This is a genomic window from Mycobacterium leprae TN (assembly GCF_000195855.1).
Taxonomy (GTDB): domain Bacteria; phylum Actinomycetota; class Actinomycetes; order Mycobacteriales; family Mycobacteriaceae; genus Mycobacterium; species Mycobacterium leprae.
Genome location: NC_002677.1, coordinates 1222683 through 1236374, shown reverse-complemented (window position 1 = coordinate 1236374; position 13692 = coordinate 1222683). Strand labels below are relative to the sequence as shown.

Here is a 13692-nt window from a genome sequence, read left to right as displayed (position 1 = left end):
GACTGCACCAGAAAGAATCCAGTCAGCGTACCGAGATAGCGTGGCCAGTTCTTTTTTTCTGAACCCGTTGTCTAGCAAATTATTTAAGCGATAATTTGGTTGGATCCTCGGCAGCAAAGTTGGTCGCAGAGACTAGCGTCCGTTCTCGTCTACAGTGCCACAGCGGGTAACGTCGACGGCATGGTGGCCATAATGGCCGGCACCGCGACCGTGCAGCTGACCGCTATCTGGTTGTTGACCGCAGTAAAAGTCCAATTGCTGAATTTAGCAAGGCGGTTCACTCCTGTGCCATGGGTAGTGCTGATCGCATTCTTCGCGTTTTACTTGATCGGTTCATTGGCTGGATTCTCGCAGTGGGTGTTCGATCTGGAACCATTCACATTCACACACGTTCCTTGGGTTGGCGGCGGTGACTTCACCATCGTACCTTTGCTTTGGCTGTTGGCGATCGATGCCGTGCTAATAACATTGGTAACCAAGGCTTTCCAAAGATGCGATCTATGTAATTAGGTTGGCTCAGCAGAACGAAAAACAGGTAGGTGCAAAGCATCATCAAGACTCCACTTGGACTTGGCCCGATTGAACCTTGTTACGTTGGCGACGTATGTACACCGGCCCACAAGCGGAAGGCAAAGCCGTGTAAAAGATCGTCATCACCGATGTCGGTTATGGACCTGTTCGCGATGATGATTTTGAGCGCATTAGACCGATTGGTAGGTAGGTACCTGGGTGTCCTTGCAGGGTGATGCGTTGGTAGCAGCCAGGCTCGGTATCACGGTGTTGGTAGTCATCCAGAACGGCTATGCGGCAACCACCGTCACCGTGGAAGCTGGCCAGACGATGAGCGTTGGCGGTATATACAAGTTCATCCGGCACCCGATGTATGTCGGCAACGTGATTCATGGCAAGGGGGCGTACCGCTGGCGCTCGGGTCCTACTGGGGCTGCTGGTCATCCCCGGTGTGGCGGTGCCCGTCTTCCGCATCCGCGACGAGGAGAAGGTAGCTTTACCCAAGAATTGAGCGGATACCGCCAATACACACAGCAGGTGCGCTATCGGCTGGCGCCTTACGTATGGTGCGCGGTCAACTGCCGTAAATGCTGGCCAACCAGATATGCACGAGCGTGTCGATAACTTTCTTATCGGGGATCAACGGCTTTTCGTCGGAGAATGTCGCGGCCATCACGCGTTCGGTCATTAATTGCAGCGCCACAGCCAGATCCTCGGCGGGAATGGTGTCGGGGGCTACGCCGCACTTGCGCTCAGCCTGAATCGCAGCTGTGTTGTAGTCGATCCACTGCTGCATGACTGTGGACCACAGCCGGCGTACCTCAGGGCTAGTGGCTTTGGCCGCGGCACCAGCAACAGCCACCGCTCGGTGAGTCCCGCACACCTCGAAGAACGCCGTGATTGCGGACCGCCAGACCGCGGCGGGGTCCGCGGGCAGCTGTTCAGCGAGTGCTTCAACCGCCGAGCGTGACTTCATATTCAGATCATCAAGCAGCGACAACAACACCGCGTTCTTTGACGGGAAGTAGAAATAAAAGGTTGGGCGCGAGATTCCGGCGCCTTTGGCTAGTTCATCGACGGAAAAGTCACCCAGTGGCCGCTCCGCCAGGAGCCGTTCAGCAACGGCCAGGATTGCCTGTTCTCGGTCGTCGCCGGAGAGCTGCGACGACCGACGGCCTCGCGACGCAGGCACGTAATTGCTCTGCGTAAAATTACCAACCACGATCATAGCTTACCCAAGTGTCGATAGGCTTCGACAAACATGTCGACACAGCTCAACAACTGGCCTAGCTAGCACCGAGCTAAATCCACACACCCTTGCCGACCACGACTACTCCGCCAGCACTAATCGCAAAGTGTTCCCGATCTCTCTCGGGATCCACGCCAACCATCTCGCCAGGCCCGACGACGACGTTCTTATCCAAGATCGCGTGGCGTATCACTGCGCCGCGGCCAACCCGAGCACCCGGCATGATGACACTGCCCTCCACGATCGCGCCGTTGTCGACCACGACATTCGACGACAGCACCGAATTACGTACCGAAGCCGCCGAAATGATACTCCCTGCACCCACCACCGATTCCTGAACGGAACCACCGTTGACAAACTTCGCCGGCGCCAGATTTTCCGATTCGCCACGAATCGGCCAACGCTTGTTGTAAAGATTAAACACCGGACGCAACGACACCAGATCCATGTGGGCGTCATAAAAAGCGTCCAGCGTACCAACGTCGCGCCAATAAGCGCGGTCCCAGTCGGTAGCGCCAGGCACTTCGTTTTGGGAAAAGTCATACACCGCGGCCATCCCGCCGTCCACCAGCCGCGGAAGGATGTCGCCGCCCATGTCGTGATACGAGTGATCGTCATCGGCGTCAGCGCGAATCGCGTCGACGAGCACCTTGGTGGTGAAGATGTAGTTGCCCATCGAAACAAACGTCTTATCGGGATCGTCCGGTGTCCCGGGCGGTTTGAGCGGCTTCTCAGTGAAACGGCGAATACGGCCGGAGTCGTCAGCGTCAATGCAACCAAACGCTGTAGCGTCGCTGCGCGGAACGCGAATGCCAGCCACCGTGGCACCGGCCCCGCTGCCGATGTGGAACCGGAGCATCTGCTCGGGGTCCATCCGGTACACGTGGTCAGCTCCGAAAACCACTAGATAGTCAGGGTCTTCGTCATAAATGAGGTTGAGTGATTGATAGATCGCGTCCGCCGAGCCAGTGTACCAGTGTGGGCCGAACCGCTGCTGTGCTGGCACCGGGGTAATGTACTCACCGGCAAGGCCCGACAATCGCCAATTCTGCGAAATGTGGCGGTCTAGGGAATGCGACTTGTATTGTGTGAGAACACAAATCCTCAGGTAACGGGCGTTGACTAGATTAGAAAGTACGAAATCAACCAACCGATAGGCGCCCCCGAAGGGAACAGCGGGTTTGGCCCGGTCTGCGGTCAGCGGATATAACCGTTTGCCCTCACCACCGGCCAAAACAATGCCCAGCACTTGTGGCACTTCCCTCATGGCTCCAAACCTATCGGCCGCTGCCCACCGCTGCCAGGGGGGCATCCCTCGACGGCGCCGTCCTGACGTGCCTGTCCGTCAAGGTATTTGGCTCGGTTCGACGCACTGTTCAGGTTCTCCCCGGGCTCGACTTACGCACCACTCGCAAATTCGGAGTCACCGCATTACGGTGAGCCGGTATGCGGGTGGCCATGATGACTCGGGAGTACCCGCCAGAGTCCTACGGTGGGACCGGGGGTACACGTCACCGAACTGGTCGCACAACTGCGCCAACTATGCGCGGTCGATGCGCATTGCATGGACGCACCTCGCACCGGCACCCAGGACCATCAGCCTGACCGCCGGTTCCACGATGCCAACGCGGCACTGTCTACCTACCTTGTCGTCGGATCTGATGACGGCCAGTACCGCGTCAGCGGCCACCATCGTGTATTAATATACCTGTTACACCGGTCTGGCTGGGCATCTTGCCGCGTTGCTCTACGACATCCCCCATGCGCTGACCGCACACTCACTTGAGCCGCTGCGCCCAGGGAAAGCCGAACAATCCAACAGCGGCTACCGGGTGTCGACGTGGGTCGAGCACACCGCGGTGCTGGGTGCTCATGCGATCATCGCGGTTAGCTCCGGTATGCTGCGGATCTATCCCACGCTGGATCCGAGACTGGTGCACGTCATCTGGAACGCGATGTATAGCATCCGACCCGGGTCCGGTACTGTCCGAGCTCGGTATAGACTCAAGCTGGCCCACTGTGGCGTTCGTGGGACGGATGGATCACCCGACAGAAAGGGTGTCGCTCATCTGGCGACAGCCGCGCACCGGTTTAGCCCGGACGTATAGCTGGTGCTGTACGCCGGCACTCCCGATACCCTGGAGTTAAACAATAAAGTGCGGACCGCCGTCTCCTAACTAACCCGCAATCGCACCGAGGTATTTTGCATCCGAGAAATGCTTCCCATCGGGAAGATGCGCGAAATACTTTCGACAGCAACAGTCTTCGTGTGTCCTTCGGTGCACGAGCCGTTAGGAATCGTGAACCTGGAGGCAATGGCGTGCGCTACAGCAGTAGTGGCCCCCGACGTTGGCGGTGTACCTGAAGTAATCGCCGACGGGATCACCGGATCACTGGTGCATTACAACCCCGACGACCCGACTGGTTACCAGGGCAGGTTGGCCACGGCAGTCAATGATTTGGTCGCCAACCCAGGAAAAGCCGAAGGCTAATGGTCACGCCGGACCCCGGCGCTGCATCAAGGAACTCTCCTGGGCCCACGTCGCCGAACAAACGCTAGACATCTACCGGAAAGTTGTGCACAACCAAAACTACCTGCCAGACGGCCGGTTTAGCTGGTGACGCCCTTAAGTTCGTCACTCAGAGCGGCGGCTTCGTCCGGTGTCAACTCGACAACGAGTCGTCCGCCACCCTCTAATGGTACGCGCATCACGATACCTCGCCCCTCCTTCGTCGCTTCCAGAGGACCGTCTCCGGTCCGAGGCTTCATCGCCGCCATCGTGTGCTCCCTCCAAACTCGAGCTGGCCCGCCCTCGCGGACCCATTCGGCGCCGAGCATGCCCCCTCGGGGGATTTACAGTAATACCCAACATTGAACTGCCAAATCACCCCTCTATTCTTCCCTATTCAGGTCGGTGAATGCACAAAGACCCGGTTCTCGGGCTTAACCAGGATGCTGTGCCTAGTTGCCCGGCTCGCTCCATCGCTGCTGCGCGGCTGGGTGTGCCCCCCACAACAAGGCCTCGTCGGTGGCCCGTTCGGAAAGTTGGGGTCACCGTGTTGGAGGCACCCAGCAAGTACAGATGTGATCGTCAACCATCCCCGTAGCCTGCATAAGTGCATAGGCCGTAGTAGGCCCGACGAAGCGGAACCCGCGCCGTTTCAATTCACGCGCCATCGCCTTCGCTTCCGCACTGGTCGAAGGGATTTCGGATCCGTCAGCGGGCCTGGACCGCGGCTGTGGGGCGAATGACCACAGCAACTCAGACAAGTCTGCTGCAGACCCCAGCTCAGCGGCCGCACGCGCGTTGGCGATTGTCGCCTCGATCTTGACGCGGTTGCGCACAATTCCGTCATCGAACAACAACCGTTGCACATCGGCATGGGTATAACGGGCTACCTCTTCGATATCGAACCCGGAGAAGGCGCGCCGGAAATTTTCCCGTTTGCGCAGAATGAGCAGCCACGACAGACCACTCTGAAAGGCCTCCAGGCTCATCCGCTCGAACAAGGCCACTCCGCATCGTACTGGGCTGCCCCACTCTTGGTCGTGATAGTTGCGATACAGCTGCCAGTGGAGCCCGGATCGAACGTCCGCCCAGCCACAGCGAACCAGCCCATCGTCGCTCACGTCACATCCTGGCCGTCGTCCCCGCTGGGAACATTCGAGACATCGGCATCTGCTTCGGCGTCGGCGATAGCCGCGAGCTGACCACGTAACGCCTCGAGCTCGCGGCCGAGCCGGTCCAGCACCCAATCCACCTCACTGGGCTTGTACCCGCGCAACACCTGGGTGAACTTGACAGCGTCGACATCAGCGCCGGTGACTCCATGCGCAGGCAACACCGTCGCCGTCGTCCCGCGAGGCAAAGGCGGCAGCCGCTCACCGCGACCGAAAAGTAGGCTGGCTGCGCCAAACAGTACGATCGCGACGAGGACCAACACCACCAGGTACAACAAAACCAACGCCACAGGAACGATATTGCCTTAACGCGGCCGCAACCTGCTCATCGCTGGCCGATCGGCCAGCGACACCGACCAAGTATGCCGGATGTACCCGTCACCGTCGGACTCGTCGACGAAGAATTGGGTCAGCCCAACCCCAGAGTCGAGAATACCGCAACGCGACAGCAAAGTCGCAATCACCTGACGGCTCATGGCACCCAACTCAGCCAGCGGCCGGTTACGGTGCGCTCGAACGCCCAGGTTTACCTGCGCGATCGCGTCAAGACCCAGTCGATCAAAGGTGTCCACCAGCAGGCCGATCTCCACGCCATAGCCCGGTGCAAAGGGCAACGCTGTCAGCAATTCGCGGGTAGCTGCGTACTCGCCGCTCAGGGGCTGCAGCACGTATCCCAACTGCGGCCGCAACGACGCCAACAACGGCCGGGCCACCAACTCGGTGACCCGGCCGCCACCGGTGGCACGAGCACTGCCGCCCGCATCGTTGCTGTTTAGTGGCCGCCGGTAAAAACCTTTGACCAGGTGAATGCCGTCGCCGGTGAGCAGCGGACCGACCAGCCACGGCACAAACATAGGATGCGGATTGATCAGGTCAGAATCGACGAACACCACGATGTCGCCGCTGGTCACAGCAAGCGAGCGCCACAATGCCTCACCTTTGCCGGGCCGGGTTGGGACCTCAGGCATAGCCTGTTCACAACTGACCACTCGGGCGCCGGCAGCGATGGCCCGGATCTCAGTCTCGTCCGTTGAACCAGAGTCCAGAACGATCAGTTCGTCGACCAGCCCCGCACGATCGGAGACCAGCGGTGAGATGCTGTCGATCACCGATTCGATGGTTTGTTCCTCATTGAGAGCCGGTAGCACCACCGAGATTGCCCGCCCGGCCTTGGCTGCCACCAATTCGTCGATCGTCCAGGCTGGACGGCTCCAGCTGCGATCCGCGAGCCACGCATCTCCGGACCGGGCCGCTAGCGCGCTGGCGATCAACTCCGATGCCGTCATGCGAGTCCCCTCACCGTGCGCGTTGGGGGACGCGTCCCCTGGATCGAAGCCACCATCTCCAGAACCCGCCTGGTCGCTACGACCTCGTGCACCCGAAACATGCGGACGCCAGCTGCCGCCGCCAACGCAGTGGCCGCCAACGTACCCTCTAGCCGTTCCGTCAAACCCACGCCCAGAGTCTCCCCGACGAAGTCCTTATTGCTCAACGACATGAGCACGGGCCACCCGGTCTTAACAAGTTCGTCTACATGACGCAACAGCAGCAGCCCGTGGAAAGTGTTCTTGCCGAAATCGTGGGTCGGGTCGACCAACACCGAATCGCGGGTTACCCCGGCCGCGACCGCGCGCTCGGCAGCTGCAGTGACCTGGCGAATCACATCGTCCACCACACCGCGGGTCGTCGTACCGTAACTCACCCGAAAGGGACGCGTGCGGGGCAGCGCGCCACCGGTGTGCGAACACACCAGGCCCGCGCCAAGCTCAGCGGCGACCTCATGCATGGCCGGGTCGGCTCCACCCCAGCTGTCGTTGATCAGGTCTGCGCCCGCAGTGCAAGCCAGTCTTGCTACCTCTGCTCGCCAGGTGTCTACGCTGATCAGCAGGTCTGTATAGGCGCTGCGTAGCCATTCGATGAACGGAACCAACCGGGCGATCTCGGTGTCTACGTCAACGCCCTGACCAGGCCCTGCTTTAACGCCGCCGACATCGATGACATCGGCGCCCTCCGCAACGGCCCGGTGCGCTGCAGCACGAGCAGCCTCGTCACTGAAGGTCGCGCCCCGGTCATAGAACGAATCCGGGGTACGGTTGACGATCGCCATGATCAGTTGGCGATCCGCTGCGACCGGCCGGCCGCACAGCATTGACTGCACCAGTCAATATTGCCTGGTGACGACCAGCCGCATTGTTGCGGGACCATCCTTCACGCCGAGTGTGCGACCAGTCGCACACTCGGCGTGAGCGGGGACGTCAGCCTTGCAGTCGCTTACCTGACAGACGACACTTCGGCTGGTTAGCCTATCGTAGTATGTGTAGGGAAAATAGCCGTCGGCACGGCAGACCAACACGTTCAGCGGGCCCGCTACATTTAGGGTCATAAGCTTGCTTACGCATCTCCACCTTGCAACTCTTGCACGTGGTGGTGTGCATAATCGACTCGACCACCCCGCACGAACAGCGGCAGCTAGTAGGCATACAACTGGCCGTACACCGCGCGGGCCAGAAATCGGCCGTCGAATTCGGCGCCTTCGCCCCGCTTGATCGCAGCCATCCCGGCGCAGCCGGCGGTGCATGAAACCTCAATACCAAAAATCATGCACTCCTCGACGGACTTGTCGGACGTCAGCACCACTTCGACCTGTGTGGTGGCGACTTTATTACCCTTCCAGCGGAACGCGTCACCAAGCCGGTCGACAAACGCAGCCATGTCACATACCGTGCGGCCTCATCACGTCGCCTGAATTGAACGAGCAGTGACCAACCCGGAGAGCGTCGCGCAGCGGAGCACCAGTGTCAATAGTATACTCCACACCAGCCAGCGGCTCCGGCGAGAACCCGGTAGTTCCGTACACATTGAAGATATTGATATTGAAGCGGTATTGCCTTCGCTAGAGGCAACGATACTCAACACACACACCCGCGCAATGCCGAAACGTGTGGTGAACTCGTTCCAAATCTCCGGTAGTAGCCCCTTGCTGGCGATCAAGCGCACCCGGTGCTGGCCAGTCGGTCAGCTTGGCCGGCTGGATGTCGATTGAACGCCGTGGTCCGGCTGGCAATCGTCTATTCCTAGAACCGCAACGCCAAAAACAGCTCAACCAGGGCCAACGTCAAGGTCGAATCGACCACGGAAGCCGCCGTAACCGTCAGAGCGTTATTTGTGGTATGGTTGCAAAAGGATGTACCATGTGTTAAAGTTCTTCAAGCATAAGCCCAGCTTGTCGAATGCCACCAGCCCACGTAGCCGCCAGTAGTAAGTCATCACACTCAGTTTGGGTAATTCGATGATCCCTCAGGGGAAAATGTACGAAGGCGATGTCTTTCGCCAACACTGCAGAAGCCGTGGCAGGAGCTGTCGCGACGAATCGCTCTGGATCCTAGATGGTCAGCGGCTCGCTGCCACTCGAGCCACTGCATTCGGCGACAGCGCTGACCAAACCGGTCTCCGCGATCAACACCTTGGCGTCGAGCAAGCCCAGGCTGGGCGCCAATACCTCGTCACAACTGGTTATAGTTGCGCATTGCCCGCCGCATGGTACCCACACGTAACCACAGCCAGCACCGTATTAGACGAGTTGCGCAGCATCATCGCAACGACGTCGTGAGGGCCGACACCGCATGCAACCAGCCACTACTGCGTACTGGTTGGCGGTAACGTTGCCGTCGCGGTAGCTCACTAGCTGATCGGCGAATCTGAAGAAAATCCAGTCACCGGAGCGAGCTGCCCGCTGCTGGATAGACGATGCCGATCGACTTCTTCGAGCTCGGCCAAGCCGAAAGCCCGGTCAGCACTCCTCATATGATCAACAGCATATCGGCCAAAATGCCAGCGACCCCAGATACGATATCGATCAGGTTGACTCAATTGTGCGCGCAGCACCGTGGGTCAGACCTACACTCCAAATTTCCGTTGTCAAGCAAACTCAGACGGACATACAAGCCTCAAGCGCGGCATCCACCTGGTCAACCACCACCAGCCGCTCCATCGCTACCGGCGAAACATAGCCACTATCGATCAATCCGTGCAGCCAAGCCCAAAGGCCTTCGTAGTGCCCCCAGGGGTCCAGCATTACGATGGGTTTACGGTGCATACCCAAATAGCCCGCGGTCCATGCTTCGAATAGCTCATCGAGGGTCCCCAGACCACCCGGCAACACGATGAACGCATCAGCGTGATCGTCCAAGACCTGTTTACGTTCGGCCATCGTTTCGGTGACGATCAGCTCACCGACATAGGTGTCGGCAATCTCGCGGCGTTGCAACATTTCCGGGATCACGCCGACTATCCGACCGCCGCGTGTCCACGCCGCGGACGCCACCGCACCCATCGCTGAAACGCGGCCACCGCCCCAGACCAGGGTCCAGCCGCGCTCAGCAATCGCCTCACCAAGTTCGGCGGCCAGTTCGAGCAGCTCCGGGTGCATCGGTCCAGCCGCGCAAAAGACACAAATCGCCCACGCATTGGGTTTACCGCGATCCGAACGCATAGTCGTTCAAAGGTAGACCCGACGCCATTGGGACCATTACACCAGCCACACAACCAGCCGGCCCGCACACAACTAAAATCCGGCAGTACCGATTCGATGGAACATCCCTCAACAAGCGGCCGCCTTGGGGCAGCTGTATGTTTCCCCTCTGTGAGGTTGTCGTAGTCTGGGATCAAATCGCCCCGCTCCGCCATGTCAAGCTGGCACCCACCCGACATCGTCTCCGGGTGGGTGCCGTTGTACTTGGAGCCGATGGCGTCGGCAAGCCCATCTTGGCCCGCTTGGCCGCTGAACAATTCATCGGTCGCCACCCGAGCACCGTCATCCGCTAGGTTATCGGCACCCCAACCGAGTGCGGTCCCGTTCGGCGCCTTCAACCACCCGGCTGACATCACCCATATCGGGAAACCAGCTGCGTTATGGTGAGCAGCCCGAGCATCGTTGAGGCGAAAAACGAATCGACGGCGCGCGATCTGCTGCTTGTCATCGACGATGCCCACGACCTAGACGTCCTATCGACCACACTGGTGTAACAGTTAGCGCTGACCGTCACGGCCCCGGATGATTGTGACTACCCGCGCTGACGCCGCCCCTAGGACCAGTGCAGCGCTGTGGACCGAAGGTCTGCTGAAGCGGGACGCACTCAGCGACGTGACTAAAGTCCTCCCGAGCCAGCGGAGGTCGACGAATTAATCGCCAAGTTACCTATGCCGAGGCGGACGATACTGGATTACCTCGCCGTCGAGGAGCCGCTGACGCTCGCCGACCTCACCACCCTCGCCGGCGACGGCACAGTAAGGCAGACCGAAGAATGAGGCGCAACAGAAACCCGAATACGCAACTAACCCGCGGACAACCCGATGATTTACACAGCGCATCCGCTGTTCGGTGAGCGGGAGCGTGCCGCGCTTGACGCCGACGGTGCGCGATGGCGCCGCACCGATCTGGTCGTGCTGCATTTGCGGCATTCGTCGGACAATCTTAGTGACCAGCCGCGGCTGGCGTCCCTGGTGTTGGACAGCGATGCCCCGAAGCAGTTAGATGAAGTCGCCGCCGCGAAGCAAACGCTGCGACTCAGCGACCTTCACACTGGGCTAACGACTAACCCGCTCGACGCTGCAACGCTTCCCAGACCCCCAAGCCTGGATGCACAACTGTCGCTAACCAACGCCCTGGCAAGTCCGAGGCCGGAACGCCGGTGCGTTGCCAAACAACACCGACCCCGCAACACTGTCGCCACCGGATCTGATGGCCTGAACACTGCTGTAGGACACCAGTACAATTCCCTATGCTAGGGGAGCCGGGATAGACTACCGCATTTCTGCCAACCATCCGCAATCAGGTCAAGGATGCAGGCCTACGCGCCTAACGCTATCTTATGCCATGAACGCGGGCAATGTCGAAAAGCCGCCGAAATCACCGGCAATGTGGCTGAAAACTTACCGTCGACCAATGTGATCTGGCGGGTGGCCTAGGAGGCCAGCGCGGCCACACTGTGCGCGGAGCGGCAAGGCCGTTTCTACAATGTCGAGCCAATGGCACAACGCGCATTGGCCACACGTGATCCTGCTGCCCTGACGGCTGTGTCTGCGAAGCTGGCAGCTATCGGGATAATCTCAGTGGCTGCTGTCGCAGTAGCCGAACGGCTACCAGATGCCGATCACGGACGGCCAAAGATCAGCCGCCGAGGTATCGACGCAACATATCCACAGCAGCGGTGATCTGGACGACCGGCACGCGTTCGTCGTGCCGGTGCGCCAGGTTGGGGTCACCAGGGCCGTAGTTAACCGCCGGGACACCCAGCGCGGCGAATCGTGACACATCCGTCCAACCGTATTTCGCACGGACCTGCCCGTCAGCGGCCTCGACCAAGGCCTTGGCGGCCGGCTGCGACAGGCCAGGCAGCGCACCCACCGCCGCGTCGGTCTGCTCGATCTGTACGTCGAGCCCATCGAACACGTCGTGCACATGGCGCAACGCCGCGGCCACCGAACGGTCAGGAGCAAAGCGGTAATTGACTGTCACTGAGGCCGCATCGGGAATCACATTTCCGGCCACACCGCCGTCGACGCGCACAGCAGATAGACCCTCGCGGTAGACACATCCATCGATGTCGACGGTACGCGCCCGATATGCAGCCAACCGGTCCAGCACAGCACCCAGTTTATGGATTGCGTTGTCGCCCAACCAGGAACGTGCAGAATGCGCACGGGATCCAGCCGCATTAATCACAACGCGCAGCGTCCCCTGGCAGCCGGCCTCGATATAGCCGCCGGTGGGCTCACCCAGGATGGCCACGTCAGCGGCGAGCCACTCCGGCAGCTCCCGCTCGATGCGAACCAAACCATTTGCTGCAGAATCGATTTCTTCACAGTCGTAGAACATCAACGTCAAGTCATGCACCGGCTCGGTCACGGTGGCCGCCAAGTGTAGGAAAACCGCATCACCGGATTTCATATCCACGGTGCCGCAGCCGTGTAGCACGTCCTTCTCGCAGCGGCTAGGCAGGTTTCCGGCCACCGGAACGGTGTCTAGGTGCCCGGCTAGCAGCACCCGCGCCGGCCGGTGCAACGAGGTGCGCGCCAACACAGCGTTGCCGTTACGAACAATCTCGAAGCCGGCGGTCTGGGCCCGCAGCGCAGTCTCCACCGCATCAGCGATGCGTGCTTCAGCCCGTGACTCGCTGGGGATGTCGACGAGCGCCGCGGTCAGCTCAATCGGGTCCCCGCGCAAATCCAGCACGCAGACCAGGGTACTGATGACGTCTTCCAGGCCGAGCAAGTAACCTGACCGCCGTGACAGGAACTGCAGGTGGGGTTGGCATCGGGCTGGCGACGCTGGCCGCCGACGGATCGATCCTCGACACCTGGTTTCCCGCACCGAAACTGACCGAATCGGGCACCAGCGTCACCTCGCAACTGGCGATGTCCGACGTTCCCTACGAGCTGGCCGTACTTACCGGCCGCGATGACGACCGTGGCACTGAGACCATCGCGGTCCGCACGGTCATCGGCTCATTGGACGAAGTCGCCGCCGACGCTTACGACGCCTACCTACGGTTACATATGCTGTCACACCGGCTGGTGGCACCGCACGGGCTGAACGCCGACGGCTTGTTCGGAGTATTGACCAATGTGGTTTGGACTAGTAGGGGACCCTGCGCAATCGACGGTTTCGACACCGTCCGGGCACAGCTGCGTCGCCACGGACCGGTCACCATCTATGGCGTCGACAAATTCCCCAGGATGGTCGACTATGTCGTCCCCACCGGAGTGCGCATCGCCAACGCCGACCGAGTGCGGCTAGGCGCCCACTTAGCGCCTGGCACCACCGTGATGCACGAGGGCTTTGTCAACTACAATGCCGGTACCCTGGGCGCATCGATGGTGGAGGGCCGCATCTCAGCGGGGGTGGTGGTGGGCGAAGGCTCTCACGTCGGGGGTGGAGCGTCGATCATGGGTACCCTGTCCGGCGGTGGCACACAGGTCATTTCCATAGGCAAGCGGTGTCTGCTCGGAGCCAACTCAGGTCTGGGTATCTCATTGGGCGACGACTGCATCGTTGAGGCCGGCTTATATGTCACTACCGGCACCAAGGTCAATACGCCAGAAGGCAAATCGGTTAAGGCTCGTGCGCTCTCCGGCGGTAGCAACCTGTTGTTCCGACGCAATTCGGTAACAGGGGCGGTCGAGGTGGTAGCCCGCGACGGTAGGGGGAGCACGCTCAACGAAGCCTTGCACACTAACTAACCGCCGGACC

General features: G+C 60.3%; 13 protein-coding genes and 1 pseudogene. 4 read left to right on the top strand and 10 right to left on the bottom strand.

What is annotated here, in order from left to right; all coding sequences use genetic code 11:
* Window positions 1-192: 192 nt before the first annotated feature.
* A complete protein-coding gene (locus ML_RS15580) occupies window positions 193-510 on the top strand; it encodes a hypothetical protein (RefSeq protein ID WP_231846746.1) in 318 nt (105 codons plus the stop codon).
* Between the two features lie 574 nt (window positions 511-1084).
* Here ML_RS15580 and ML_RS05285 read toward each other — a convergent pair.
* Together ML_RS05285 and glgC are read right to left on the bottom strand one after the other, a co-directional pair.
* Window positions 1085-1738: a TetR/AcrR family transcriptional regulator gene (locus ML_RS05285; RefSeq protein ID WP_010908111.1), complete on the bottom strand. Its 654-nt coding sequence runs from the start codon at window positions 1736-1738 to the stop codon at window positions 1085-1087.
* A gap of 73 nt (window positions 1739-1811) precedes the next feature.
* The gene (gene glgC, locus ML_RS05280) at window positions 1812-3026 is read right to left on the bottom strand and encodes a glucose-1-phosphate adenylyltransferase (RefSeq protein ID WP_010908110.1); all 1215 of its coding nucleotides are present in this window, start codon (window positions 3024-3026) and stop codon (window positions 1812-1814) included.
* 179 nt (window positions 3027-3205) lie between these two features.
* On the opposite strand from glgC, the pseudogene glgA reads away from it, so the two are divergent.
* Window positions 3206-4381, top strand: a pseudogene (glgA, locus tag ML_RS05275) (glycogen synthase).
* Here glgA and ML_RS05270 read toward each other — a convergent pair.
* From ML_RS05270 to ML_RS05240, 7 genes are all read right to left on the bottom strand, one after another.
* The gene (locus tag ML_RS05270) at window positions 4371-4538 is read right to left on the bottom strand and encodes a DUF3117 domain-containing protein (protein ID WP_064482999.1); all 168 of its coding nucleotides are present in this window, start codon (window positions 4536-4538) and stop codon (window positions 4371-4373) included. The pseudogene glgA and the gene ML_RS05270 overlap by 11 nt on opposite strands.
* A 273-nt stretch (window positions 4539-4811) precedes the next feature.
* A complete protein-coding gene (locus ML_RS05265) occupies window positions 4812-5390 on the bottom strand; it encodes a DNA-3-methyladenine glycosylase I (RefSeq protein WP_010908108.1) in 579 nt (192 codons plus the stop codon).
* Entirely contained in the window at window positions 5387-5731 is a 345-nt protein-coding gene (locus ML_RS05260; protein WP_010908107.1) for a DivIVA domain-containing protein, read from the bottom strand. Before ML_RS05260 ends, ML_RS05265 begins: the two co-directional genes overlap by 4 nt.
* 15 nt (window positions 5732-5746) lie before the next feature.
* Entirely contained in the window at window positions 5747-6727 is a 981-nt protein-coding gene (locus ML_RS05255) for a glucosyl-3-phosphoglycerate synthase (RefSeq protein WP_010908106.1), read from the bottom strand.
* Entirely contained in the window at window positions 6724-7590 is an 867-nt protein-coding gene (gene folP, locus ML_RS05250; RefSeq protein WP_231846787.1) for a dihydropteroate synthase, read from the bottom strand. The genes ML_RS05255 and folP overlap by 4 nt, the downstream gene beginning before the upstream one ends.
* A 320-nt stretch (window positions 7591-7910) precedes the next feature.
* A complete protein-coding gene (locus ML_RS19830; protein WP_111481002.1) occupies window positions 7911-8153 on the bottom strand; it encodes a hypothetical protein in 243 nt (80 codons plus the stop codon).
* A gap of 1216 nt (window positions 8154-9369) precedes the next feature.
* Window positions 9370-9933, bottom strand: coding sequence for an LOG family protein (locus ML_RS05240; protein ID WP_010908104.1), 564 nt, complete (start codon window positions 9931-9933; stop codon window positions 9370-9372).
* Between the two features lie 860 nt (window positions 9934-10793).
* Here ML_RS05240 and ML_RS05235 point away from each other — a divergent pair.
* The gene (locus tag ML_RS05235) at window positions 10794-11228 is read left to right on the top strand and encodes a hypothetical protein (protein ID WP_049769719.1); all 435 of its coding nucleotides are present in this window, start codon (window positions 10794-10796) and stop codon (window positions 11226-11228) included.
* Between the two features lie 382 nt (window positions 11229-11610).
* Here ML_RS05235 and dapE read toward each other — a convergent pair whose 3' ends face one another.
* The gene (gene dapE, locus ML_RS05230; RefSeq protein WP_010908103.1) at window positions 11611-12675 is read right to left on the bottom strand and encodes a succinyl-diaminopimelate desuccinylase; all 1065 of its coding nucleotides are present in this window, start codon (window positions 12673-12675) and stop codon (window positions 11611-11613) included.
* A 53-nt stretch (window positions 12676-12728) separates the two neighbouring features.
* On the opposite strand from dapE, the gene dapD reads away from it, so the two are divergent.
* On the top strand, window positions 12729-13682 hold the full coding sequence (gene dapD, locus ML_RS05225) for a 2,3,4,5-tetrahydropyridine-2,6-dicarboxylate N-succinyltransferase (protein WP_010908102.1): 954 nt from the start codon (window positions 12729-12731) through the stop codon (window positions 13680-13682).
* The last annotated feature ends 10 nt before the right edge of the window (window positions 13683-13692 follow it).

What these genes read in the sequence shown, in the direction of transcription:
- ML_RS05240 (WP_010908104.1), bottom strand. Translation starts at nt 9,933, where the DNA reads ATGCGTTCGGATCGCGGTAAACCCAATGCGTGGGCGATTTGTGTCTTT.
- glgC (WP_010908110.1), bottom strand. Translation starts at nt 3,026, where the DNA reads ATGAGGGAAGTGCCACAAGTGCTGGGCATTGTTTTGGCCGGTGGTGAG.
- ML_RS15580 (WP_231846746.1), top strand. Translation starts at nt 193, where the DNA reads ATGGCCGGCACCGCGACCGTGCAGCTGACCGCTATCTGGTTGTTGACC.
- ML_RS05235 (WP_049769719.1), top strand. Translation starts at nt 10,794, where the DNA reads ATGATTTACACAGCGCATCCGCTGTTCGGTGAGCGGGAGCGTGCCGCG.
- ML_RS19830 (WP_111481002.1), bottom strand. Translation starts at nt 8,153, where the DNA reads ATGGCTGCGTTTGTCGACCGGCTTGGTGACGCGTTCCGCTGGAAGGGT.
- ML_RS05285 (WP_010908111.1), bottom strand. Translation starts at nt 1,738, where the DNA reads ATGATCGTGGTTGGTAATTTTACGCAGAGCAATTACGTGCCTGCGTCG.
- ML_RS05255 (WP_010908106.1), bottom strand. Translation starts at nt 6,727, where the DNA reads ATGACGGCATCGGAGTTGATCGCCAGCGCGCTAGCGGCCCGGTCCGGA.
- ML_RS05270 (WP_064482999.1), bottom strand. Translation starts at nt 4,538, where the DNA reads ATGGCGGCGATGAAGCCTCGGACCGGAGACGGTCCTCTGGAAGCGACG.
- folP (WP_231846787.1), bottom strand. Translation starts at nt 7,590, where the DNA reads ATGCTGTGCGGCCGGCCGGTCGCAGCGGATCGCCAACTGATCATGGCG.